Origin of the sequence: Pseudomonas sp. Fl4BN1 (genome assembly GCF_009908285.1) — a bacterium.
In the GTDB taxonomy this organism is placed as follows: Bacteria; Pseudomonadota; Gammaproteobacteria; order Pseudomonadales; family Pseudomonadaceae; genus Aquipseudomonas.
The window spans coordinates 16,554-40,886 of record NZ_JAAARM010000035.1 but is presented as its reverse complement, the minus strand read 5'-3'; the positions used below and the strand labels follow the sequence as shown (position 1 = coordinate 40,886).

Here is a 24,333-nt window from a genome sequence, read left to right as displayed (position 1 = left end):
AGACGAGCCTTCAATGAACGATTCAGACCAGTCCAACCCGTCTTTTTCCGCCCAACGCCGGCGCGTGTTGCTGGGCATGGGCGCTGCCGGCGTAGCCCTGGCCGGCAGCAGCCTGAGCTGCCCGGCCATGGCCGCCAGCGCCGCAGCCCAGGTCACCCAGGCCCCCAGCAGCGACAAGACCCAGGATCATCACGACTTCCACGGCCAGCACCAGAGCGGCATCGTCACCCCACGTCCGGCTTCGGGCATGCTGGTGTCCTTCGATGTACTGGCCAGCGACCGCGATGACCTGGAGCGGCTGTTTCGCACCCTCAATGAACGCATCAGCTTCCTCATGAGCGGCGGCCCGGTGACCCAGGTCGACCCGAAACTGCCGCCCCTGGATTCGGGCATCCTCGGCCCGGTGGTGACCCCGGACAACCTGACCATCAGCGTCTCGGTGGGCGAGTCGCTGTTCGACGAACGCTTCGGCCTGGAATCTGCCAAACCCAAGCGCCTGACGCGCATGGTGGGGTTTCCCAACGATGCCCTGGAGCCTGCCAACTGCCACGGCGACCTGAGCCTGCAGATCTGCTCCAACACCGCCGACACCAACATCCACGCCCTGCGCGATATCGTGAAGAACCTGCCCGACCTGCTGCTGGTGCGCTGGAAACAGGAAGGCAGCGTACCGCCCCAGGCCCCGGCCAAGCCCGGCGAGGCGGCGCAAAGCGCGCGCAACTTCCTGGGTTTTCGCGACGGCTCGGCCAACCCCGACTCCAACGACCAGAAGGCCATGCAGCAGATCGTCTGGGTCCAGCCCGGCAGTGACGAACCGGCCTGGGCGGCCCATGGCAGCTACCAGGCGGTGCGGATCATCCGCAACTTCGTCGAACGCTGGGACCGCACCCCGCTGCAAGAGCAGGAAAGCATCATCGGCCGGGTCAAGACCAGCGGCGCGCCCATGGACGGCCAGAAGGAAAGCCAGGTCCCCGACTACGCCCGAGACCCCCACGGCAAGGTCACCAAGCTCGACGCCCACATCCGCCTGGCCAACCCACGCACCGCGCAGAGCCAGCAGAACCTGATCCTGCGCCGGCCGTTCAACTACTCCAACGGCGTCAACAAGAACGGCCAGCTGGACATGGGCCTGCTGTTCATCTGCTACCAGGCGGACCTGGAAAAAGGCTTTGTCGCAGTGCAGACCCGGCTGAACGGCGAGCCCCTGGAGGAGTACCTGAAGCCTGTGGGCGGCGGTTATTTCTTCACCTTGCCGGGTGTCACCGGCGACCAGGATTTCATCGGTCGCTCATTGCTCGATGCCACTCAAGCAAAAATCACTGCCTAACACCAAAAACAACACTACCCCCACGGAAAAGTCCCATGAAAAAGTCGCCTCTCGCTGTGTTGCTGACCCTTGGCTTGCTCCATGCTCCGCTTGCGGCATTCGCTGCCACCGCGCCCCTGGAGCTGGTGGGGCCGATCTCCGACTACAAGATCTACGTCACCGAACAGCTCGATGGGCTGACCAGCCACACCCAGCAATTCACCGACGCAGTGAAAAAGGGCGACCTGGCCACCGCCAAGAAGCTGTACGCGCCGACCCGGGTCTACTACGAGTCGATCGAGCCGATCGCCGAACTCTTCAGTGACCTCGACGCCTCCATCGACTCCCGGGTCAATGACCATGAAAAAGGCGTCAAGGCCGAAGACTTCACCGGTTTCCACCGCCTGGAATACTCGCTGTTCTCGGAAAACAGCACCGAAGGCCTGGGCGAGCTGGCCGACAGCCTGAACAAGGACGTCAAGGACTTGCAGGCTCGCGTCGCCGGCCTGACCTTCCCGCCGGAAAAAGTCGTCGGTGGCGCCGCCGCGCTGCTGGAAGAAGTGGCCGCGACCAAGATCTCCGGTGAAGAAGATCGCTACAGCCACACCGACCTCTACGACTTCCAGGGCAACATCGACGGTGCGAAGAAAATCGTCGACCTGTTCCGTCCGCAAATCGAGAAGCAGGACAAGGCCTTTGTCGCCAAGGTCGACAAGAACTTCGCCGCGGTGAACAAGATCCTCGCCAAGTACAAAACCCCGGACGGCGGTTTCATGACCTACGACAAGGTCAAGGAAGCCGACCGCAAGGCCTTGGTGGGCCCGGTCAACACCCTGGCGGAGGACCTCTCCACCCTGCGCGGCAAACTGGGTCTGAACTGAATTGCCGTAAACGAGCAGTCACCGACCTCAGTAAGAGGAAAGGCGACCAGCGCAAGTCGCTTAAAGACGCTTAAGGCATAATGCGATGGTTCCCGTGCCCTTCCGGTACGGGACTATCAAAAGGACTTGGGAAAATTTTGAAACAACGATTGAACAGCATCATTAATTTTTTTATTGACTGGATCGAAGCTCCAACTCGCATAAAGCTGTACTCCGCCGCCATGGGCTTTTCTCTGGCGTGGATGGTCTGCACTGTCACCACGGCCGATGCTCGCTCTTCGATGCCATTGAACCTTGTACTACTGGGGGCGGCAGCAACCCTATCGGCACTAGCCGTATTGATTGAAATTTACGCCTGGGCTTCACAACTCAAGACTTGGCAAAAAAAGTCCTGGTTGGTACGCGTCGTGCTGACAGGGCTGCTGGCCATGACCTTGGCGTTCTCAGCAGCCTATGCCGCAATCATCGTTAACAAAATTACCGGCGTCCCTCCGTCACTCTTTCCCTACACCACAGCCTTTCTCACCCCGTTAGCAACATTGGCGGTGTTGCTGGTGATCATCGCTATGATCTACATCGGGGTTTCGCTTCAACTGTTACTAAGCAGCTTGATCTCATTACCGATTATCTTCACTGGCCTACTGCTTCCAGGCATCCGACATAAGACGGCCCGCTGGACTAACTCTGTTAGGACCATGAGGCTTCTCGGCGTCGCAGCGCTGATCCTCGGAACCGTCTACCTCACTCCCTGGTATGAACGTGCGCTGAACTCGATTGGGCGCATCTTTGTCGTCCACTTCGAAATGTATGCATACGATCCTTGTGTGAAAGATCCTCGACAAGAACGGATGACCCGAATTGATGATGAGAGCGTATTGATAGCCACTAGTACCCCACCCTTCAGCACACATTTTGAAAGACGTCACTGCAACAAGAGCCAAGGGTTCGCAAGCGGTGAAAGTGACGCTTCCGTGCCATAACCGTCGACGTTATAGAGATACCCAATTGAGATCGCCCCTGTAGCCAAGAATTTACGGAAGCTAGCCCATGCCACGCTCCACTCCGCGCCCCCATGTTTTAAAGAACAGTAGCGCGTTCAGCCTGCTGCCGCTGATGGTCGCCTACATGGCTTGCACCATGTCGATGATGGCCTTCGTCTCGCTGATTGGTCCCATCTCCCGCGCACTGCACCTGGAAACCTGGCACGCCGGCGCCGCCGTCACCGTGTCCGGGGTGATCTGGATGCTCCTGGCGCGCCCCTGGGGCCGAGCCAGCGATCGCTTCGGCCGTCGTCGGGTGCTGCTGCTGGGCACCGCCGGCTTCACCCTGGCCTATTGGGCCCTGTGCCTGTTCATCGACCTGTCGCTGCAGATGCTGCCCAGTATTGCCGTGGCCTTTACCGGCCTGATGCTTGGACGCGGCCTGATCGGTGCCTTCTATGCGGCGATTCCGGTGGGCGGCTTCGCCCTGATCGCCGACAACGTCGAACCGCAGCACCGGGCCCGCGCCATGGCCACCCTCGGTGCCGCCAACGCCGTAGGCCTGGTGGTGGGACCGGCCGTGGCCGCGCTGCTGGCCCGCTACAGCCTGAGCCTGCCCTTCTACGCCATGGCGGTGTTGCCGTTATTGGCGTTCCTGGTGCTGCGCTTCAAATTGCCGCGCCAGGAGCTGCACCTCAGGCAGGCCCCGACCCGGGTCCGCCTGAGCGACCCGCGGTTGCACCGGCCAATGGTGGTGGCCTTCATCGCCATGCTCTGCGTGTCGATTGCCCAGATCACCGTCAGTTTCTACGCCCTGGACCGGCTGCACATGAGCCCGGCCGATGCTGCCCAGACCGCGGGCGTGGCCTTGGCCATGGTCGGCGTGGCTCTGATCTGCTCGCAGTTGGTGGTGCGCAGGCTGGAGTGGCCACCCCTGCGGATGATCCGCTACGGCGCCTTGCTGTCGGCCGTGGGTTATGCCGGCAGCATGCTGGTGGACAGTGCCTGGGGCCTGTGGCTGGCGTTTTTTGTCTCGGCGGCCGGCATGGGCGGTATCTTCCCCTCGTTCTCGGCCCTGGCAGCGAATGCCGTAGAAGCTTCGGAACAAGGCGCCACTGCGGGCAGCATCGGTGCCGCCCAGGGTTTCGGCGTGGTCATCGGACCGTTGGCCGGGAGCCTGATCTACGCCATCGAACCACGCCTGCCCTATCTGCTGGCCGCGGTGTTGCTGCTCATGGTGGTGATCTGGCCATACCCGCGCGCCAGGAGCTGAACGCCGACTCGGCAGCGGCTACCAGGCCAATGCCGAGTCCCCTGTGATCACAGCATGCGGTAGAACAAGCGCTCGATCCGCACACGGCTGACCCGGCGCAGGAACTTGCCCACGGCCTCGGGGTAGTCCACCAGACTGTCCAGGTACTGGAAGTGTTCAATGCGCCGGGTGTGACGGTAGATCTGCTCTTGCTCGGCACCTCGCGCATCCAGCAACTCGCCCTTGGGATCATCCAGCAACAGGGCGTTTTCCAGGTCCAGGCGAAACGCTCGCGGGTTGAGGTTGTTGCCGGTGAGCAAGGTATAACGCTCGTCGACCCACATGCCCTTGAGGTGGTAGGTATTGTCACCGTCACGCCACAGGTGCAGGTTCAACTGGCCGCTGTCGATCACCTTCTGGTGGCGCTTGGCGAAACGCCGCAGGCTGATTTCGTACAGATAAGGCAGCGCGGCAATTACCTTGAACGGCTGGCTGGGGGGGATATAGAAGTCGTTGGCGGTCTTGTCGCCAACAATGATGTCGATCCGCACCCCGCGCTCCAAGGCACGGTTGATCTCCCGGGTGACGACTAGTGGCAGGTTGAAATACGGGGTGCAGATGGTCAGTTGCTGCTGGGCCCCGGCGATCAGTTCGCAGACCACCCGGTTCAAGGGGTTGCCCTTGCCGACCCCGAGCAACGGGCTGACCGACAGCCCGCTCTTGTCCAGGCCACCGGCGGTGGTGTCATAGGTGGCGTGCTTGAGACGGCTGCGCAGGTCACCGATATCGTTACGCAGGCTGCGGGTGCTGGGCAGGTTCGGCAGGTCCAGCCGATGCACCGCCCGCGACTCCACCAGACCGTGCTTTACCAGGTGGTGCATGGAGTCGGCCAGGGCCTGGTTATGCAGCAGGTGATAACGGTCGAAACGGTACTTGTCGAACTTGTGCAGGTACACGTTGTTCAAGCTGGCGCCGCTGTACAGCACGCAGTCATCGATCACGAAACCCTTGAGGTGCAAGACCCCGAACAACTCCCGGGTCTGCACCGGCACACCGTAGATCGGTACTTCGCTGGCATGCGTGCGAGTCATGTCCTGATACCAGGCCGAGTTGCCCGGCTGCTTGCCGGCCCCGATCAGGCCACGCTGGGCCCGCAGCCAGTCCACCACGACCACCACCTCCAGTTCGGGGCGAGCGGCCTTGGCGGCATGCAGGGCATCGAGGATTTCCTGGCCGGCCTCATCCTGTTGCAAGTACAGCGCGACGATATAGATGCGTCGAGTGGCCTGGGCAATTTGCTCCAGCAGCGTGCGACGAAATTCCGCAGCGCCAGTCAGCGTGGTGAAGGCCTCGGCAGCCAGGGGGAAGCTGCGCAGCTTGGGCAGCAAAGAACGTTTGAAAAGCGACGGCATAGGGCTCGCAGTGGCTCAAATCCAAAGAGCGCAAGAGCTTACACCATGGGCCGGCCAGAGTCCCCTGCTTGGCATTTATAAGGCCATCCCTGGCCTATCCGCAGGAGCACTCGGGCGCTGCTCGGCGAGTTGGCGAACAGGCTTGGGGCCTTGTTCCGAGCAGGCGCCACTTTCGCTGGCAGGCCGGTTACTTTCATGACTCGCGAGAAGTATTCGGAGAATTGCAAACAACTTGATTGACCAAGGAGAACGATCGTTCTACTCTTTGCCACATGAACGAAATCACTCCCACTGAAACACGCGACATCATCCTCGACGTCACCGAGAAGCTGATCTATAAAAGTGGCATTGCCGCCACCGGCATGGATCTTCTGGTGAAAACCGCCGGGGTTTCGCGAAAGAGCGTCTATCGCTATTTCAACAACAAGGACGAGTTGGTGGTAGCCGCCCTCGAACGTCGCGACCAACGCTGGATGCACTGGTTCAAGACCGAGGTGGACAAGGCCGTGAGCCCCGCGGCGCGTCTACTGGCGCTGTTCGATGTGCTCAAGGAATGGTTCGCCTCGGAAGGTTTCCGCGGCTGTGCCTTTATCAACACCAGCGGCGAAACCGGTGATTCCCAGGACCCGGTGCGCCAGGTGGCGAAACAGCATAAACAGAAACTGCTCGACTACGTGCGCGAGCTTTGCCAGGACCATGGCGCAGCGCATCCCTCACAATTGGCGGCGCAGTTGCTGATTCTGATCGATGGCGCCATTACCGTTGCCCTTGTCATGGGCGATCACAGTGCTGCTGATAATGCGCAATGCATGGCGCGCAAGTTATTGGACCTCTGATTGTTTTAAACAAGAGCAACTTGTTTGTTTGAACAACACCTTTCATTGGAGACAGGTCATGTCATCTAACGTACCAACGCGTCCGCCCCTTCCGCCGTTCACCCGCGAGTCGGCCATTGAAAAGATTCGCCTGGCCGAAGACGGCTGGAACTCCCGGGACCCGGAGCGGGTATCCCTGGCCTATACCCTGGACACTCAATGGCGCAACCGCGCCGAGTTCGCCCACAACCGCGAAGAGGCCAAGGCATTCCTCAGTCGCAAATGGGCCAAGGAACTGGAGTATCGGCTGATCAAGGAGCTCTGGGCCTTTACCGACAATCGCATTGCCGTGCGTTACGCCTACGAATGGCATGACGACTCGGGCAACTGGTTCCGTTCCTACGGCAATGAAAACTGGGAATTCGACGAGCAAGGGCTGATGGCCCATCGTTTCGCCTGCATCAACGACATGCCGATCAAGGCCAGCGAACGCCAGTTCCATTGGCCATTGGGTCGCCGTCCGGATGACCACCCGAGCCTTTCCGATCTGGGCCTGTAACGGACCCGCGCCACACCTACCCTCTGTAGGAGCTGGCTTGCCAGCGAAGGCGTCTGCATGCCTTGCACCAGGCTTTCGGGCCCTTTCGCCGGCAAGCCGGCTCCTACAGATAGCCCGCGCAACAACCACCACCCCCGTAGGAGCTGGCTTGCCAGCGAAGGCGTCTGCATGCATTGCACCAAGCTTTCGGGCCCTTTCGCCGGCAAGCCGGCTCCTACAGATAGCCCGCGCAACAACCACCACCCCCGTAGGAGCTGGCTTGCCAGCGAAGGCGTCTGCATGCCTTGCACCAAGCTTTCGGGCCCTTTCGCCGGCAAGCCGGCTCCTACAGATAGCCCGCGCAACAACCACCCTCCCGTAGGAGCTGGCTTGCCAGCGAAGGCGCCTGTAAGCCTTGCACCAGGCTTCGGGGCGCTTGCGCCGGCAAGCCTGGCCCGGGGCGGGTCACATCAGGCGGCGACTTCCTGGTCCTTGAGCCGGGCCTGGGCTTCCAGTTCGCGCACCAGCGGCAGTACGCGCTTGCCAAAATATTCAACCTCTTCCTGGAAATGCAGGAAACCCGCCAGCACCAGATCCACCCCCACCGCCTTCAAGGCGACAATCCGCTGGGCTATCTGCTGGGGGGTACCAATCAGGTTGGTCTTGAAACCATCGTTGTATTGCACCAGGTCCTCGAAGCTCGACTTGGCCCAGTTGCCCTCTCCTTCCGGCGAGGCCTTGCCCGCCTGCTTCGCCGCATCGCCAAAGGCATTCACCGCCTCCGGGTCGGCCTGGTCGATGATCTCCTGCAGCACTGCCCGGGCTTCTTCCTCGGTGTCCCGGGCAATCACAAAGGCATTCACCCCGACCTTCACCGAATGCTGGTTGGCGGCAGCCTTGGCTCGGATGTCGTCCACCTGGGCCTTGATTCCCTCGACGCTGTTGCCGTTGGTGAAGTACCAGTCGGAGACCCTTGCCGCCATGTCCCGCGCCGCTCGCGAACTGCCGCCCTGGAAGATTTCCGGCTGGCCCAGGGGCTTGGGTTTGAGGCTGTAGTGGTCGAAACGGTAGAAATCCCCCTTGAAGGTGAAGTGATCCTCGCTCCAGACCCCGCGCAGGCAGCGGATGAACTCCTCGGAACGGCGATAGCGCTCGTCGTGCTCCAGCCAATGCTCGCCGATGGCCTGGAACTCACCCTTGAACCAGCCGCTGACGATGTTCACCGCAATGCGGCCATCAGTCAGTTGGTCGATGGTCGCCAGTTGCTTGGCCGCCAGGGCTGGTTGCCAGGGACCGGGCAAGATCGCGGCAATGACCTTGAGCGTGCGGGTGGCCGCCAGCAACGCGTGACTGAAGGCCACCGACTCATGCTGGTACTCGGCGCCGTAACCGGCGGTGAAACGGATCTGCGTCAGGGCGTATTCGAAGCCGGCGGCTTCGGCGATCTGTGCCAGCTTGCGGTTGTAGTCGATGCCCCAGTGGGTACGCTGCTCGATCTTGCTCACCACCAGCCCGCCGCTGACGTTGGGCACCCAATAGGCAAATTTGACGGCTTGCTGACTCATGGTTCGGTCCTCAGGACTGGGAAAGGTGCAAGGACCTGAGCAGCAAGCGTGCCAGCGCCAGGAAACCTTGCGCTGAACATCCTTGTAGCGGCCGTTGCAGGCTCGGGCCGGCAAGCCCTGCGGGGGCTGTTCCAAGGGCTGCAAGCGCGACGCCTTGTTCAACGCAGCGCCGCCCGGCGCGGGTATCCGGACACGGCCCGGGCCTGCGGCAACGGTGACAGGCAACCACGCAAACCTGGCGATTTGTTGATGGGCTGTTGCCGGGGCAACAGTTGCCCGCGACACCTCATCACCCTCCCCCAGGTAAACCGGCCCCGCGCATTGCGGCATGCTGTGTGCAATCAGTCTCGACGCGCACTGTCTTTTTCTGCCGAACCCAGGAGCTACACCATGACTGAACACCAGGTAATCAATCCGCTGTCCGTTGGGGTCGACTACGAGGCCCTGGCCGAGCGGTTCCGCCCGATATTCCAGAAAATCGCGGCTGGCGCCGTGGAACGCGAGCACAGCCGCAGCCTGCCCCATGAGCCGATCCAATGGCTCAAGGCATCCGGGTTCGGCGCGTTGCGCGTGCCGCTGGCATATGGCGGTGGCGGCGCGTCCCTGCCCCAGCTGCTGCAACTGCTGATCGAGTTGGCCGAGGCCGACGCCAATCTGCCCCAGGCCCTGCGCGGGCACTTCGCCTTCGTCGAGGACCGCCTCAACGCTCCGCCAGGACCGGCCCGGGACCTGTGGTTCAAGCGTTTTGTCGAAGGCGATATCGTCGGCTGCGCCTGGACCGAAATTGGCACGGTGGAGATCGGCCAAGTCATCACCCAGGTGACCCCGGACGGTGAGAAATGGCGCCTCAACGGCGAAAAGTTCTACAGCACCGGGAGCATTTTCTCTGACTGGATCGATGTCTATGCCCAGCGCAGCGATACCGGCGGCGATGTGATCGCCGCAGTACGTACCCGCCAGCCGGGGATCGAGCAGAGTGACGACTGGGATGGCTTCGGCCAGCGCACCACCGGTAGTGGCACTGCACGCTTCAAGGACGCCGAAGTGCAGGCGGAGAACCTTATCGACTTCGCCACCCGCTTCAAATACCAGACGGCCTTCTACCAATTGGTGCTGCTGGCGACCCTGGCCGGGATCGGCCGCGCCGCCGTGCGTGACGTGACCCACGAAGTGCGGGTGCGCAAGCGCATCTACAGCCACGGCAATGCGCCCCGGGTCAGCGCCGATGCCCAGGTACAGCAAGTGGTCGGCGAGATCGCCGCCCTGGTGTATGCCGCCGAAGCGGCCACGCTGCGGGCCGCGGTGCCGGCACAACGGGCCTACCTGGCGCGCTTTGCCGGGGATGAGTTCAAGGAACGAAAGGCCAATGTCGCGGCGGAGATCGAATCGGCCACCGCCCAGGTGGTGGTGACCGAACTGATCCAGCGTGCCACCAGCGAGCTGTTCAATGCCCTGGGGGCCTCGGATATTCGCCAGGGCAAGGCCCTGGATCGGCATTGGCGCAACGCGCGAACGGTGTCGTCGCACAACCCGGTGATCTACAAGGCGCGGATTGTCGGCGACTGGCGGATCAACGGCAGCGAGCCGCCTTTTGTCTGGCAGATCGGCAACGGCCCGCAGCGCTGACCTCAGGCCCGGCTCCTGCAATGAATCTGCGCTGTACCGTTCTGTAGGAGCTGGCTTGCCAGCGAAGGCGTTATCCGCACGGGCGCTTGGCTCAGGGGCCCCTTCGCCGGCAAGCCGGCTCCTGCAATGAATCCGCGTTGCACCGCTCTGTAGGAGCTGGCTTGCCAGCGAAGGCGTTATCCGCACAGGCGCTCGGCTCAGGGGCCTCTTCGCCGGCAAGCCGGCTCCTACAATGAATTCGCGCTGTGCCGTTCTGTAGGAGCTGGCTTGCCAGCGAAGGCGTTATCCGCACGGGCGCTCGGCTCAGGCGGCATCAGACCAAGGTCGAGGCGGTCGCGCAGCGGGCGGGGTTGCGGGTAATATGGCGCTCGTTCGGGCAGCCCCCTTTGCCCTTCCCGCCAAAAATAAGCCGAATCCATGCCTTTCGAACTCAGCGTTGACCTGACCACCCTCGCCATTCTCGCCGTCGTCGCCTTCATCGCCGGGTTCATCGACGCCATTGCCGGCGGTGGCGGCCTGCTGACCACCCCGGCCCTGCTCACCGCAGGCTTGCCGCCGCATCTGGTGCTGGGCACCAACAAGCTCAGTTCGACCTTCGGCTCGGCCACCGCCAGTTTCACCTTCTATCGCCGCAAGCTGTTCCACCCCAGGCAGTGGACCCACGCCATCGTCGGCACCCTGGTGGGCGCGCTGGCGGGGGCCATCGTCGCCCATTACCTGCCGGCGGAATGGCTGAACAAGATGCTTCCGGTGATTGTCTTTGCCTGTGGCCTGTACTTGCTGTTCGGCGGCACACCCAAGGCGCCGTTGGACAGTGACGCGCCGATCAAGAAGAAATGGCAGTCGAGCCAGGGCTTCAGCCTGGGCTTCTACGATGGCGTGGCAGGCCCGGGCACCGGTGCGTTCTGGACCGTCAGCAGCCTGCTGCTCTACCCCATCGACCTGGTCAAGGCCAGCGGCGTGGCCCGCAGCATGAACTTCGTCAGCAACATTGCGGCGCTGTCGGTGTTCGTGTTCTCCGGGCAAGTGGACTGGATCATCGGCCTGAGCATGGGCCTGTCGGTGATGGTCGGGGCGTTCTTCGGTGCACGCACCGCAATCAGCGGTGGTGCCAAGTTCATTCGCCCGGTGTTCATCACCGTGGTCCTGGGATTGACCGTGCGCCTAGCCTGGCAGCACTGGTTCAGCGTGGCCTAAGCGCCGCGCCACATAGAGGTCGATCAGATAACGGGCGATCGAGCGCGAGGCCGGCAACGGCGGCAGCGCGTGCACGTTGAACCACTGGGCGTCCTCGATCTCGTCTTCCTGCGGGACAATGTCGCCGCCGGCGTATTCGGCATGAAAACCCAGCATCATCGAGTGGGGAAACGGCCAGCACTGGCTGCCGACGTACTGGATATTCCTGACCTCGATGCTCACCTCTTCACGCACTTCGCGAATCAGGCAGTCTTCCGCCGACTCGCCGGGCTCGGCAAAACCCGCCAGGGTGCTGTAGACCCCGGTGACGAAACGCGGCGAGCGAGCCAGGAGTACCTCATCACCGCGGGTGATCAGCACGATCATGCTCGGTGAGATGCGCGGGTAGGCGCGCAGGTCGCAAGGCTGGCAATACATCGCCCGCTCCCCCGGCACCTGGGCCATGGGCCGGCCGCAACTGCCGCAGAAACGATGCTCCCGGGCCCAGGTGCCGATCTGCGCGGCATAACCCAGGACCTTGTACAGGGTATGGTCGCCCTCCAGCATGAAGGCCCGCAGGCCTTTCCAGCCGCAACCCGGCACCTCGGCGCGGGCGCTCAGTTCCAGCAGGTACACCGGCTCGCCATCCAAGTGGCCAATGCCGTGTTCCGCCAGCAGCGGCAGGTCCTGGCCCTTGAGCCAGTGCCGGGGGAACAGCGCGCCGTTGTCGTCATAGAGAAAACCGTCCGGGCCACGGGCCACGGCCCAGCCGCCGGGAAGGTCGGTATCCAGTACTGCGGTGGTCCAGCGTTCAATCATCGTCAATCAATCCAGAAATTCGGGTTTCTGTTTGCTCATGTGGGCGGCGATGGCCACGCGCAGGTCATTGGACTGCAGCATGGCGGCGTTCCAGGTGGCGACATATTCCAGGCCGTCATCGATACGGTGGTCGCGCATGTAGCTGAGCATTTCCTTGGTCCCGCTGATCGCAATCGGCGACTTGGCGGCAATCTCCCGGGCAATCTCCATGACCCCGTCCAGCAAACTGGAGGCATCGCTGTAGGTGCGATTGACCAGGCCGATGTTGCGCGCTTCCTCGGCACCGAAGGTGCGCCCAGTGTAGGCCAGCTCACGCAGCATGCCGTCGCCGATGATCCGCGGCAAGCGTTGCAGCGTGCCGACATCCGCAGCCATGCCGATGTCGATTTCCTTGATCGAGAACTGTGCATCATCAGCCGCGTAACGCATGTCGCAGGCGCTGATCAGGTCGATGGCACCACCCAGGCAATAACCCTGGATCGCCGCCAGCACCGGCTTGCGGCAGTTGTCCACGGCGGTGAAGGAAGCCTGCAGCTGGAAGATCTTGCGCCGCAGCAGGCGTGCATTGCGCCCCACATCCTTGCCCAGCTCATTGGCCACGCCGGCCAGCATCATCAGGTCGATGCCCGAGGAGAAATGCTTGCCAGCGCCGCTGAGTACCACCACCCGCACGGCATCGGTGTCGTCGATCCATTGGAAGATCTCGACGATCTCGCTCCAGAACGCGGCATTCATGGCGTTGATCTTTTCCGGGCGGTTGATCTGCACATGGGCGATGTTGTCAGCGAGTTCGACGCGAAAGGCTTGGTATTCGGACATGGCAGTGATCCTTTACTGGGCAGAAAATGAGGCCGAACTATAGCAAGTGGCAGTGGCGAGCCGTAAGGCAGCGCATTGGCCAAAAGCGGGACTGGGCATCGCCCCGCAGGAACCGGCTGCCGGCGAACAAGCCTCCGGCTCTTGGCCGGGCTTGCCGGCCCTGTCGCTGGCAAGCCCGCGCTCAGGGCAATTGGCCGTGGTTTCGCGGTTGGGTTCAGCCCTGCTTGATGCAGTGGAAGGCGGCGGTCTCATAGGGCACCGAGACTTGGGCCTTGCCGCGCAAATCGGGCTCGCTGTCGATCAGCGCGGCGATCTGCCGGTCCACGGCGTCGCGCTCGGCCTGGGGCAAGGCGGCGATGAAGCTGGTGGAACGCACGCGGTTGAAGATCACGTCTTCCGGCGTGCCGCTGTGGCCCTGGCTGAAGTGCTGCTCCTGCAACGCTCCGAACCCCGGGTGGGGAAAGGCCTGGCGCCAGGCGCCGGTGTAATAGCGCGGGGTGTCGCCCTGCAAGGCATTGACCATGGCGTCCAGGCGCGCCACCCAGGGCACCCGGCCATCGCGCAGGTTCCACACCAGGGCCAGCTTGCCAGCGGGCTTGAGCACGCGATGAATCTCGTCCAGCGCCGCGCGGCTGGCGAACCAGTGGAAGGCCTGGGCACAGACCAGCACGTCCACCGAAGCATCCTTCAGGGGCAGCGCCTCGGCACTGCCCTCCAGGGCCTGGGCCTCGGGCTGGGCGGCGGCCAGTTTCGCGCGCATCTGCGTCACCGGCTCAATGGCGATCACCTGGGCCCCGCTGGCCAGCAAGCGGCCAGTGAACTTGCCGGTGCCGGCGCCCAGGTCCACCACCACCCGGCCCGGCCCCAGGCCCAGCGTCTCCCGCAGCCAGGGGTCGAGGGCTGACGGATAGTCCGGCCGACCGCGCACATAGGTATCGGCGGCCTGTTGATAGCCGTCGGCCGCCGCCTGATGAATCGCCTGATCGTTCATGGGTGAACCTCCTCATAGCGCGGGTGAGTGGCGGGCAGGATAAACCCGGACCTGCAGCAGACCGCATGAAATTCCTGTCAGTTGCATCCTCGCTGCAGGAGCTGGCTGTAGGAGCTGGCTTGCCAGCGAAGGCGTCCGCCCAGGCGATGCAGGGCTCAAGGGCCCCTTCGCCGGCAAGCCGGCTCCTACAGGGAACTGCAGGGTCTATCCGACTGCTGTAGGAGCTGGCTTGCCAGCGAAGGCGTCCGCCCAGGCGATGCAGGGCTCAAGGGCCTCTTCGCCGGCAAGCCGGTTCCTACAGGGAACTGCACGGTTTATCTGACTGCTGTAGGAGCTGGCTTGCCAGCGAAGGCGTCGGCACAGGCGATGCAGGGCTCAAGGGCCTCTTCGCCGGCAAGCCGGCTCCTACAGGGAACTGCACGGTTTATCTGACTGCTGTAGGGGCTGGCTTGCCAGCGAAGGCGTCCACCCAGGCGATGCAAGGCTCAAGGGCCTCTTCGCCGGCAAGCCGGCTCCTACAGGGAACTGCACGGTCTGTCTGACTGCTGTAGGAGCTGGCTTGCCAGCGAAGGCGTCGGCACAGGCGATGCAGGGCTCAAGGGCCTCTTCGCCGGCAAGCCGGCTCCTACGGGCGTGCGCTGTGGATTCAGACTCTGGGCGGCGGCAGGCTCAGGCGGAAACGTGCGCCCCCCAGCGGCGACGCTTCCACTGTCAGAGTGCCGTCCTGGGCCTCCAGCGCTCGACGGCTGATGGCCAGCCCGAGGCCGAAGCCGCCGGTGGAGCGGTCGCGGCTGCGATCCAGGCGATAGAAGGGTTCGAACACCCGCTCGCGCTCATCGTCGGGAATGCCGATGCCGTCGTCGTCGACCCAGATCTCACACCCGGAATCGCTCACCAGCACCCCGACCTGGATGCGTTTCTCGCAGTAGCGGGTGGCATTGCGCAACAGGTTCTGCAAGGCCCGGGCGGTCAAGCGTGGGTCCAGGGCGAAGCGTTCCAGGGTGCCATGCAGCAGCACATCGATGACGATGTCCGACTCCAGTTCATCGTCGAGGCTGCCCAGGATGCTGTCGATGAACTCGTCCAGGGACACCTCGATCTGCTCTGGCAGGCATGCCGGGTTCTGCAGGCGGCTGTAGGACAGCAGTTCCAGCACCAGTTCATCCAGCTCGCGGATGTGCGCCACCAGCCCCTGCAAACGCTCGCGGCTGGTGCTCGGCAAGTCGTCGGAGAGCACCAGGGCCAGGCCGAAATCCAGCCGGGTCAGGGGCGTGCGCAACTCGTGGGACACCGCATTGAGCAGGTCGCGCTGCTGGTTCAGGAGTTTCTCGATGTCCCCGGCCATGGTGTCGAACACCCGAGCCAGGCTGCCGATGTTGGAACGTGCGGGCAACTGCGTGCGCTCACTCAGATGGCCTTTGCCGAAGCGCTCGGCGGTGCCTTTCAAGCGCTCCAGATCACGCCAGTGCGGCCTGACCCAAAGCAGCAGGCACGCCAGCAACACGGCAACGATCAGCACGTTAATGGCCCAGTACAGCAGGTTGACGTCCAGTGGGTCCGGCGGCACCACCAGTTTCACTGCCAACTGCTCATCCAGCGGCGACACCGCCAAGGTGCGCCAACCCCAATCACCCAGGCGCACGACCTTCTCGCCGCGCTGCAGGCGTTCGCGCTCGTAGGTGCTGAAGTCCGGGTCGTCGATGCGCACCAGGGCCACTTGCAGCGGGTGGAACTCCTGGTCCATTTCCTTGACCAGGGACGGCCACTGCGCTGCCGGTATGGCACGGAACTGCTTGACGATCAGCCCCTGCAAGCCCCGGGACTGATCCAGGTTGTAGTCCACGAAACGCTCATGGAAGACCTTGATCACCAGGTCGGGAATCAGATAGATCGCGGCACTGAAGGCAACAATGGTGATCAGGTACAGGCGGACCAGGATGCGCAGCATGGAATCAGCATTCCCACTCGGAACGGCTGAACAGGTAGCCCTTGCCCCACACGGTCTTGATCTTGCGCGCCTCGCCGGCGTGATCGTCGAACTTGCGCCGCAACTTGGAGATCGCCACGTCCACCGAGCGATCGGTGCCGTTGAATTCGATGCCCCGCAGGCGCTGGAGGATCTGGTCGCGGCTCAGCACCTCGCCGGCATGCCGGGCCAGCACCACCAGCAGGTTGTATTCACCGCTGGACAGTTCCACCAACTGTTCGCGCCAGGTCACGGTGCGCTCCGACAGGTCGATGCACAGGTTACCCATGAGGATCTGGTCGCTGGCGCTCTGCGGCTCACTGAGGCTGCTGCGGCGCAATAACGTACGAACCCGGGCCAGCAGCACTCGCGGTTCGCAAGGTTTTGTCACATAGTCGTCGGCGCCCATTTCCAGACCCAGCACCTGATCGTGGCTATCATCGCGGGCGGTCAGCATCAGGATCGGCAAGGTGGCCGAGTCGGCCCGCAATAATCGGCAGACTTGCAGGCCATCCAGCCCCGGGAGCATCAGGTCGAGGATCACCAGGTCCGGCGGGCTGACCTTCGCCCGCTCCCGCACCTGGTCGCCGCGACTGATCACGCTGACCTGATAACCGTTGCGTTCCAGGTAGCTGGCGATCAGTTCGGAGAGCGCGGTGTCGTCTTCGACGAGAAGAATGTTGGGCATGACGAGAGGTCTTTATTGAAGAAGTACAGAATACCGGCGTTCTTTATAGAGCACCGGGCAAAACCAGCAAGGCGCCAAGGATATACAACACTGGCCACCCAGGCGCGCCCGCTTCACACTTTTTCACACAGCACCTACACAGCTTCACAGCGGGCCTTGACCCATGCCCTTAGCATGCCGAGGTCATTATTGGGGTATCAGCATGTCGAATAAACTCTTTGCGCCACTCTGCCTGATGGTTCTGGCAGCGGCGCTGAGCGCCTGCGGTAAAACCGAGGGCGAGCAGACACCACCTCCGGCCAAGGTACGGATCGAAACGATCCAGAGCCAGGCACTGTCCATCACCAGCGAACTCAGCGGGCGGATCGCCGCACCGCGGATCGCCGAAGTCCGCGCCCGGGTAGCCGGGGTAGTACTGCAGCGGACCTTCCGCGAGGGCTCCGACGTCAAGCAGGGTGAGGTGCTGTTTCGCATCGATCCGGCACCGTTCAAGGCCGATCTGGACAGCGCCCAGGCCAGCCTGCGCAAGGCCGAGGCCACCGCGTTCCAGGCGCGCCTGCAGGAACAGCGCTATTCCAAGCTGATCGCCGACCAGGCCATCAGCGGCCAGGAGTACGACAACGCCCGGGCCGCTGCGCGCCAGGCCGACGCCGAAGTCGCGGCCAACCAGGCGGCGGTACAGCGCGCCAAGCTCAACCTTGGCTACGCCACCGTTACCGCGCCGATTTCCGGTCGTATCGGCCGCGCCCTGGTCACCGAGGGCGCCCTGGTAGGCCAGAACGAAACCACACCGCTGGCGCTGATCCAGCAACTGGACCCGATCCATGCCGACCTGACCCAGTCCACCCGTGAGCTCAACGAACTGCGCCGGGCCTTCCGCGCCGGCCAGTTGCAGCAAGTCGGCAAGGACCAGGCAAAGGCCACGCTGATCCAGGACGACGGCAGCCTCTATCCGCTGCCGGGCAAGCTGCTGTTCGCCGACATCAGCGTCGACCCGAGCACCGGGCAGATCATCCTGCGCAGCGAGTTCCCCAACCCGGACCTCGACCTGCTGCCCGGCAGCTTCGTTCGCGTGCGCCTCGAACAGGCCGTCAACCAGCAGGGCATCAGCGTGCCGCAGCGGGCCATCCAGCGCGACAGCGCCGGCATCGCCCAGGTGTTGCTGGTGGACGCCGAGAACCACGTGGCGCAACACCCGGTGCAACTGGGTGGGGTGCAAAACGACCGCTGGATCGTGACCGAGGGCCTCAAGCCTGGCGACCGCGTGATCGTCGAAGGCCTGCAGCACGCCCGTCCCGGGGAGCGCGTCGAGATCGACGACAGCCCTGTTCCGCTCGCCCAGAATCCTGGCCAGTAGGTAGTACAACATGCCGCAATTCTTTATTGATCGCCCGGTGTTCGCCTGGGTGGTCGCCTTCTTCATCCTTCTGGGTGGTGCCCTGGCGATTCCCCAGTTGCCGGTGGCTCAGTACCCCACCGTGGCGCCGCCGCAGATCGAGATCTACGCGGTCTATCCGGGCGCCTCGGCACAGACCCTGGACGAGTCGGTGGTCAGCCTGATCGAGCAGGAGCTCAACGGTGCCGACCACCTGCTGTACTTCTCCTCCCAGAGCAGCCTCGGCAGCGCCACCATCACCGCGACCTTCCAGCCCGGGACCAACCCGGAACTGGCCCAGGTCGACGTGCAGAACCGCCTCAAGGCGGTCGAGCCGCGCCTGCCCCAGGCCGTGACCCAGCAAGGCCTGCAGGTGGAGAAAGTCTCTGCCGGTTTCCTGCTGCTGATCACCCTGACCTCCAATGACGGGCGCTTGAGCAACGTCGGCCTCAGCGACTACCTGGCCCGCAACGTGATGAACGAGATCCGTCGCGTCGACGGCGTCGGCAAGGCCCAGTTGTATGGCGCCGAGCGGGCCATGCGAATCTGGCTCGACCCGCAGAAGCTCATCGGTTTCAACCTGACCCCGGCGGACGTCAATGCCGCCGTCGCCGCACAGAACGCCCAGGTGCCGGCCGGCAGTATCGGCGACCTGCCGAACCCGTCCAGCCAGGAAATCACCGCGACGATCCTGGTCAAGGGACAACTGACTACCCCTGAGGAGTTCGCCGACATCGTTCTGCGGGCCAACCCGGACGGTTCCACGGTGCGCATCGGCGATGTCGCGCGGGTGGAAATCGGCAGCCAGGAGTACCAGTTCGGCACTCGCCTGAACGGCAAGCCGTCCACCGCCGTCGGCGTACAGCTGTCTCCCGGGGCCAACGCACTGAACACCGCGACGCTGATCCGAGCGAAGATGGACGAGCTGTCGAACTACTTCCCGGCCGGCGTGGAATACAAGATCCCCTACGACACCTCGCCCTTCGTCAAGGTCTCGATCACCAAGGTGATCTACACCCTGCTCGAAGCCATGGCGCTGGTGTTCCTGGTGATGTTCCTGTTCCTGCAGAACATCCGCTACACCCTGATTCCGACCCTGGTAGTGCCAGTGGCGCTGATGGGCACCTTCGCCACCATGCTGGCCCTGGGCTTCTCGATCAACGTGCTGACCATGTTCGGCATGGTGCTGGCCATCGGCATCCTGGTGGACGATGCCATCGTGGTGGTGGAGAACGTCGAGCGGATCATGGCCAGTGAGGGGCTGTCGCCCAAGGAGGCCACGCGCAAGGCGATGAAGCAGATCACCGGGGCGATCATCGGCATCACCCTGGTGCTGGTCGCGGTGTTCATTCCCATGGCCTTCATGCCTGGTTCGGTGGGGGTGATCTACCAGCAGTTCTCGCTGTCCATGGCCACCTCGATCCTGTTCTCGGCGTTCCTCGCGCTGACTCTGACCCCGGCCCTGTGCGCCACCCTGCTCAAGCCCATCGCAGCGGGCGAACACCATGAGCGCAAAGGCTTCTTTGGCTGGTTCAACCGCCGCTTCGAACGCCTCAGCGACCGCTACCAGAGCGGCGTGGCCTACGCGATCAAGCGCAGCGGACGCTACCTGCTGATCTACGTCGCCCTGCTGGCGATCATGGCGCTGCTGTTCACTCGCCTGCCCTCCTCGTTCCTGCCGGTCGAGGATCAGGGCTACACCATCACCGATGTGCAGTTGCCGCCCGGCGCCAGCCAGAACCGCACGGTGCAGGTGGTGGAGCAGATCGAGGCGCATAACGCCTCGGAACCGGGGGTCGGCGACAGCACCATCATCCTCGGCTTCAGCTTCTCCGGTAGCGGGCAGAACGCGGCGCTGGCCTTCACCACCCTCAAGGACTGGTCGCAACGGGGCAGCAATGACTCGGCCATGGCGATTGCCGATCGCGCCAACGGCGCGCTGAGTGCCATCAAGGACGCGGTGGTGTACGCGATCCTGCCGCCGCCGATCGATGGCCTGGGCACCTCCAGCGGCTTCGAATTCCGCCTGCAGGACCGTGGCGGCCTCGGGCATGCGGCGCTGATGCAAGCCCGGACCGATCTGTTGAAGGCAACGGAAAACAGCCCGATCCTGGCCAACGTCCGCGAAAGCGCCCTGGCCGAGGCACCTCAGGTGCAACTGGAAGTCGACCGCAAGCAGGCCAATGCCCTGGGCGTGTCCTTTGCCGATATCGGCAACCTGTTGTCCACCGCCCTGGGCTCGGCCTACATCAACGACTTCCCCAACCAGGGACGGATGCAGCGGGTGGTGGTCCAGGCCGAAGGCGATCAACGCAGCCAGGTGGAAGACCTGTTACGCCTGAACGTGCGCAACAGCGCTGGCAAGATGGTGCCGTTGTCGGCCTTCGTCCGCGCCAGCTGGAGCCTGGGGCCGGCGCAGCTGACCCGCTACAACGGCTACCCGGCCATCGCCATTTCCGGCGAACCGGCACCCGGCCACAGTACCGGTGAAGCCATGCAGGAAATCGAGCGCCTGGTGGCCCAATTGCCCACCGGCCTGGGCCTGGAATGGACCGGCCTGTCCTTGCAGGAACGCCTCTCCGGCAGTCAGGCGCCGTTGCTGCTGGGCCTGTCGCTGCTGATTGTGTTCCTGTGCCTGGCGGCGCTCTACGAGAGTTGGTCGATTCCCACCTCGGTGCTGCTGGTGGTGCCACTGGGGGTATTGGGTTCGGTGTTGGCGGTGACCTTGCGCGGTATGCCCAACGACGTGTTCTTCAAGGTCGGCCTGATCACCATCATCGGCCTGTCGGCGAAGAACGCGATCCTGATCATCGAGTTCGCCAAGAGCCTGTACGACGAAGGCCACGACCTGCTGGAGGCCACGGTGCAGGCCGCCCGCTTGCGCTTGCGCCCGATCGTCATGACCTCCCTGGCCTTCATCCTCGGCGTGGTGCCCCTGGCCATTGCCACCGGTGCCAGCTCCGCCAGCCAGCAGGCCATCGGCACTGGTGTGATCGGCGGCATGATCACCGCGACCCTGGCGGTGATCTTCGTCCCGGTGTTCTTCGTGGTGGTGATGAAGCTGGTAACCCGCGGCTCACGCAAACCCTGAGCCCACTCCAGGCGGGTCCTGATTTCAGGGCCCGCCTACCACGGATCTAACCCTCCCCCGGAGTAATTGCCGTCGCAGAGCGCGGCTCAGGCCGTCATGGCCGGGCAGCGCTGTGACTGCGGGCATTCCAGTGCAAAGGGCCCGGGGAATGCGCCCCGGGCTTTGACCGGCGGCGTGCCGGCCAGCAGGTTCGGGGGTTTCGCTGCCTGGCTGTGATGGGCAATCAGATGCTTGCATTCGATATTGCGCGCCAGTGCGCCCGCCGACCCCTGCCCCACTCCCAGCAGGGTAGCGCCGTTGGTCAAGAAGGCCAGGAAGGCGGCGACCATCAGTCTGCTCCCGTTCATAACCCCGCGGCTCCATGGGGCTGGGCCGACAGCGTCTCGCTGCCCCGGGCCTGTTGCGGCGGGTTCTGCGTCCGGTCCAGCGATGGACTGGCGGCCAGGCTGACCCACAGCACCATCGTCAGGTACAGGGCAATCGCCACATAGGCGCCGTGTTTGGCAGAGGTCAGGAGCGAGCGGGCCATGCTGGGGTTCTCCGAAGGCAGTTGCAGTGCCCAGAGAATCCATCAAGCAAAGGCTGATAAAAAGACGTTTTTATCCATGGCCATTATCAATTTTTTTGATCCTGAAACCCCAGAGGCTTCAGTCCTGCAACAGGCTCGCCAAGCGCTCGCGGGAAGTCTCGGGTTCACCTTCCACCGGCTGCGCCGAGGACAGGATGGGGGTGGAATAGAGCAACAGCAGAACCACAGTCAGACGCATCACCATGCTATCGATCCTTGCTCGGGAAAGAGTCAATAAGTCAGCGTCAAATTTAAACATATGGCCATGTGATACTACCAAGCAAAATTTGCCTGGTGCGGGGATTCGGTCGCAAACAGGTAATGCAGGAGCGACATCACTGCTTCAGTGACTTCGCTCCTGCATACCTTGGGACCTGACGAACAAAGGCTGCACTGAGTCTCAGCTCTGCACCTTGTGATCCAGGGCGGCGTAGAAGTTGGCGCTCTGCTGCAGGTATTTCTGGGTGTAGGTGTTGGTGGCGGATTTCTTCTGGCTGATTTCCACATTGGCGCTGGCAGGCAGTACCACGCTGGCAGAAATGGCCGAGGCTGCGATCACGGAGAAGAGATTGAAGTTCATGTGGGTAACCCTCGTATTCAGTTGGCTTGCTTGCCCGTGTGGGCCGTGAAGCAAACTTACTCCCGAGGGTTGGCGGGAAAAAATTCTTTGCGGCAGTAGCCATTATCAGCGGCGTTAATAGAAGGAGTCAGGCCCCGGGTGACGGGGCCTGCGGCCTATTGACGCACCAGGAACTTGATATCGCTGGGCGCTTCAAAGGGCAGTTTCTGCACGGTCTTGCCGAGAAAACCGGTCTTGGCGTCGCGCTCGATCACCACGATCTCGTTGCTCTTCTGGTTACCGATCAGCACATAGCGGTTGCTCGGATCGAGGCTGAACTCCCGCGGATGATCGCCCTCGACGGAACGGCGCTGGATCTCCTTGAGCTGACCATTGCTCTGGTCGATGGCGAACACCAGCAACTGGTTGGCGGTGCCACGGTTGCTGACGTAGAGGTACTGACCGTCCTTGGACGCGTGCAGTGCCGCCGCGGCCTTTTTCTCCTTGGCGCCATTCGCCGCCAGGTCAACCAGCTGACGCTGGGTCAGCTTGCCGTCCTGATAATCGAAGACCGCCACCTGGGCACTCATTTCCATGGTCAGGTAGGCGTGCTTGCCATCCGCGCTGAACAGCAGGTGACGCGGGCCACTGCCAGGGGGCAACTGGACGAACGCCGGATCGGCCGGGCGCAGTGGATGCTCGGGATTGGCCTTGGGGTCGTAGCTATAGACAAACACCTTGTCCGCCCCCAGGTCGTTGGCGAACACGAACTTGCCGTCCGGCGAAGACACCGACGAGTGCACGTGGGCCGATTGCTGGCGCTCGGCATCCACCCGGCTGGCCGGATGGCTGCTGAGCTGGACCACGGGCGACAGGTGGCCATCAGCGCTGACCGGCACCACCGCCAGGCTGCCACCTGGATCGGGGTCCACCGAGTAGTTGCTGACGAACAGGTAGCTGCCGTCGGCGCTGAGGCTCGAATGGGTAGGCTCATTGCCCTGGCTCTGCACCTGGTTGATCAGGCTCAGCTGATGGGTCTTGGGCGCCAGGCTGTAGCTGCTGACACGCCCGATGGGGTCGGCCTGCCCTGGGCTGTTCTCATTCACCGCGAAGACGAACTTCAGGTCCTTGGACAGCGTCAGCCAAGAGGGGTTGGAGCTCTTCACCACCTGCAGCGGCTTGGGATCGATCTGCCCGGTGCGCTCGTTGAAGCGCAAGCGATACAGGCCCTGGCTCTGCCCCTGGGTGTAAGAACCCACCAACAACTCCTGGCTATCGGCCGGAGCGGCCTGGACCGCCATGGCGCCGACACTGCCGGCCATCAACAGGGGCCAGAAATTACGCATCTTCATGCTCACTCTCCTCTTCGTCACGGGCACTGAACGCGCTCATGCATACCAGGCGGTGCTCGCCCGAGTCCGCCACCAGGGTCCAGCTCTGCAACTGCGGGTCGAAGGTCGCGGCCTGCAGTTGGGCCAGGGTGAAGCTCCAGCGCTTGGCGGCGCGGCCATCCATGCACTCGATCAGCAGGCGCTGCTCGTCGAGGGTGAAATCGAAGGCGTGCAGGCCGTCGATTTCCAGCATGTCGCAGGCTTCAAGGGCGGTGAGCAAGGTGTCGGTAGCAGCGGTCATAGCGATCAATCATCAATTGGAAAGGCGCAATGATAGCTGATTGGCGCCAGCGGGTTGGGCCAGCATTGCGCCGCAGTCTTGAAGCGCGATGTGCCGCCGTTGAAGCGTCAAGAGCGTATCTGCCGAAGGTCGATTGCAACCGCAGATCGTGCCGTCGGCACAACCTGCGACAGACACCACCGGCACCTCAAGGCCGGCCTCTCTTGCCGAGTTAATCGCCAGGCATAAAAAAGCCGCAACCCTGGGTTGCGGCGGGTGATCGATCAGCGCGGGA

General features: G+C 63.2%; 23 protein-coding genes. 10 read left to right on the top strand and 13 right to left on the bottom strand.

Annotated features, from left to right (window positions below; translation table 11 throughout):
• Positions 1 to 13: 13 nt before the first annotated feature.
• From efeB to GV818_RS27705, 4 genes are all read left to right on the top strand, one after another.
• Positions 14 to 1,327, top strand: coding sequence for an iron uptake transporter deferrochelatase/peroxidase subunit (efeB, locus tag GV818_RS27720; protein WP_161778056.1), 1,314 nt, complete (start codon positions 14 to 16; stop codon positions 1,325 to 1,327).
• A 35-nt stretch (positions 1,328 to 1,362) separates the two neighbouring features.
• Positions 1,363 to 2,187: an iron uptake system protein EfeO gene (gene efeO / locus GV818_RS27715; protein ID WP_161778055.1), complete on the top strand. Its 825-nt coding sequence runs from the start codon at positions 1,363 to 1,365 to the stop codon at positions 2,185 to 2,187.
• 149 nt (positions 2,188 to 2,336) lie between these two features.
• Positions 2,337 to 3,167, top strand: coding sequence for a hypothetical protein (locus GV818_RS27710; protein WP_161778054.1), 831 nt, complete (start codon positions 2,337 to 2,339; stop codon positions 3,165 to 3,167).
• 67 nt (positions 3,168 to 3,234) lie between these two features.
• Positions 3,235 to 4,440: an MFS transporter gene (locus GV818_RS27705; protein WP_161778053.1), complete on the top strand. Its 1,206-nt coding sequence runs from the start codon at positions 3,235 to 3,237 to the stop codon at positions 4,438 to 4,440.
• A gap of 47 nt (positions 4,441 to 4,487) precedes the next feature.
• On the opposite strand, the gene pssA is transcribed toward GV818_RS27705, so the two are convergent.
• Positions 4,488 to 5,831 (bottom strand): CDP-diacylglycerol--serine O-phosphatidyltransferase, encoded by a 1,344-nt coding sequence (pssA, locus tag GV818_RS27700; protein ID WP_161756311.1) that lies wholly within the window; start codon positions 5,829 to 5,831, stop codon positions 4,488 to 4,490.
• A gap of 272 nt (positions 5,832 to 6,103) precedes the next feature.
• On the opposite strand from pssA, the gene GV818_RS27695 reads away from it, so the two are divergent.
• Positions 6,104 to 6,667 carry a TetR/AcrR family transcriptional regulator gene (locus GV818_RS27695; protein ID WP_161778052.1) on the top strand — a complete coding sequence of 188 codons (564 nt, stop codon included), beginning with the start codon at positions 6,104 to 6,106 and terminating at the stop codon, positions 6,665 to 6,667.
• Between the two features lie 58 nt (positions 6,668 to 6,725).
• Positions 6,726 to 7,205: a DUF1348 family protein gene (locus GV818_RS27690; RefSeq protein WP_161756309.1), complete on the top strand. Its 480-nt coding sequence runs from the start codon at positions 6,726 to 6,728 to the stop codon at positions 7,203 to 7,205.
• 449 nt (positions 7,206 to 7,654) lie between these two features.
• Here GV818_RS27690 and sfnG read toward each other — a convergent pair whose 3' ends face one another.
• A complete protein-coding gene (sfnG, locus tag GV818_RS27685; RefSeq protein WP_161778051.1) occupies positions 7,655 to 8,749 on the bottom strand; it encodes a dimethylsulfone monooxygenase SfnG in 1,095 nt (364 codons plus the stop codon).
• A 390-nt stretch (positions 8,750 to 9,139) separates the two neighbouring features.
• On the opposite strand from sfnG, the gene GV818_RS27680 reads away from it, so the two are divergent.
• Together GV818_RS27680 and GV818_RS27675 are read left to right on the top strand one after the other, a co-directional pair.
• Positions 9,140 to 10,375, top strand: coding sequence for an acyl-CoA dehydrogenase family protein (locus GV818_RS27680; protein ID WP_161778050.1), 1,236 nt, complete (start codon positions 9,140 to 9,142; stop codon positions 10,373 to 10,375).
• A 417-nt stretch (positions 10,376 to 10,792) separates the two neighbouring features.
• Entirely contained in the window at positions 10,793 to 11,572 is a 780-nt protein-coding gene (locus GV818_RS27675) for a TSUP family transporter (protein WP_161756306.1), read from the top strand.
• On the opposite strand, the gene nudC is transcribed toward GV818_RS27675, so the two are convergent.
• From nudC to GV818_RS27650, 5 genes are all read right to left on the bottom strand, one after another.
• Entirely contained in the window at positions 11,540 to 12,370 is an 831-nt protein-coding gene (nudC, locus tag GV818_RS27670) for an NAD(+) diphosphatase (protein WP_161778049.1), read from the bottom strand. The genes GV818_RS27675 and nudC overlap by 33 nt on opposite strands.
• A 6-nt stretch (positions 12,371 to 12,376) precedes the next feature.
• On the bottom strand, positions 12,377 to 13,189 hold the full coding sequence (locus GV818_RS27665) for a crotonase/enoyl-CoA hydratase family protein (protein WP_161778048.1): 813 nt from the start codon (positions 13,187 to 13,189) through the stop codon (positions 12,377 to 12,379).
• Positions 13,190 to 13,403: 214 nt separating this feature from the next.
• Positions 13,404 to 14,180 (bottom strand): class I SAM-dependent methyltransferase, encoded by a 777-nt coding sequence (locus tag GV818_RS27660; protein WP_161778047.1) that lies wholly within the window; start codon positions 14,178 to 14,180, stop codon positions 13,404 to 13,406.
• A gap of 646 nt (positions 14,181 to 14,826) precedes the next feature.
• Complete coding sequence (locus tag GV818_RS27655; RefSeq protein WP_161778046.1) at positions 14,827 to 16,128, bottom strand: ATP-binding protein; 1,302 nt, start codon at positions 16,126 to 16,128, stop codon at positions 14,827 to 14,829.
• Positions 16,129 to 16,132: 4 nt separating this feature from the next.
• A complete protein-coding gene (locus GV818_RS27650; RefSeq protein WP_161778045.1) occupies positions 16,133 to 16,834 on the bottom strand; it encodes a response regulator transcription factor in 702 nt (233 codons plus the stop codon).
• A 202-nt stretch (positions 16,835 to 17,036) separates the two neighbouring features.
• Here GV818_RS27650 and GV818_RS27645 point away from each other — a divergent pair, with 202 nt between their 5' ends.
• Entirely contained in the window at positions 17,037 to 18,191 is a 1,155-nt protein-coding gene (locus tag GV818_RS27645; protein WP_161778044.1) for an efflux RND transporter periplasmic adaptor subunit, read from the top strand.
• A 10-nt stretch (positions 18,192 to 18,201) separates the two neighbouring features.
• Positions 18,202 to 21,300 (top strand): efflux RND transporter permease subunit, encoded by a 3,099-nt coding sequence (locus GV818_RS27640; protein WP_161756299.1) that lies wholly within the window; start codon positions 18,202 to 18,204, stop codon positions 21,298 to 21,300.
• Positions 21,301 to 21,386: 86 nt separating this feature from the next.
• On the opposite strand, the gene GV818_RS27635 is transcribed toward GV818_RS27640, so the two are convergent.
• From GV818_RS27635 to GV818_RS27615, 6 genes are all read right to left on the bottom strand, one after another.
• Complete coding sequence (locus GV818_RS27635; RefSeq protein ID WP_161756298.1) at positions 21,387 to 21,647, bottom strand: hypothetical protein; 261 nt, start codon at positions 21,645 to 21,647, stop codon at positions 21,387 to 21,389.
• Positions 21,644 to 21,829: a hypothetical protein gene (locus tag GV818_RS27630; RefSeq protein WP_161778043.1), complete on the bottom strand. Its 186-nt coding sequence runs from the start codon at positions 21,827 to 21,829 to the stop codon at positions 21,644 to 21,646. Before GV818_RS27630 ends, GV818_RS27635 begins: the two co-directional genes overlap by 4 nt.
• 118 nt (positions 21,830 to 21,947) lie before the next feature.
• Entirely contained in the window at positions 21,948 to 22,073 is a 126-nt protein-coding gene (locus tag GV818_RS34605; RefSeq protein WP_256667472.1) for a hypothetical protein, read from the bottom strand.
• A 195-nt stretch (positions 22,074 to 22,268) separates the two neighbouring features.
• Positions 22,269 to 22,448: a hypothetical protein gene (locus tag GV818_RS27625; protein ID WP_161756296.1), complete on the bottom strand. Its 180-nt coding sequence runs from the start codon at positions 22,446 to 22,448 to the stop codon at positions 22,269 to 22,271.
• 155 nt (positions 22,449 to 22,603) lie between these two features.
• Complete coding sequence (locus GV818_RS27620) at positions 22,604 to 23,779, bottom strand: lactonase family protein (protein ID WP_161756295.1); 1,176 nt, start codon at positions 23,777 to 23,779, stop codon at positions 22,604 to 22,606.
• Complete coding sequence (locus tag GV818_RS27615; protein WP_161756294.1) at positions 23,766 to 24,059, bottom strand: DUF5629 family protein; 294 nt, start codon at positions 24,057 to 24,059, stop codon at positions 23,766 to 23,768. The genes GV818_RS27620 and GV818_RS27615 overlap by 14 nt, the downstream gene beginning before the upstream one ends.
• Positions 24,060 to 24,333: the final 274 nt, after the last annotated feature.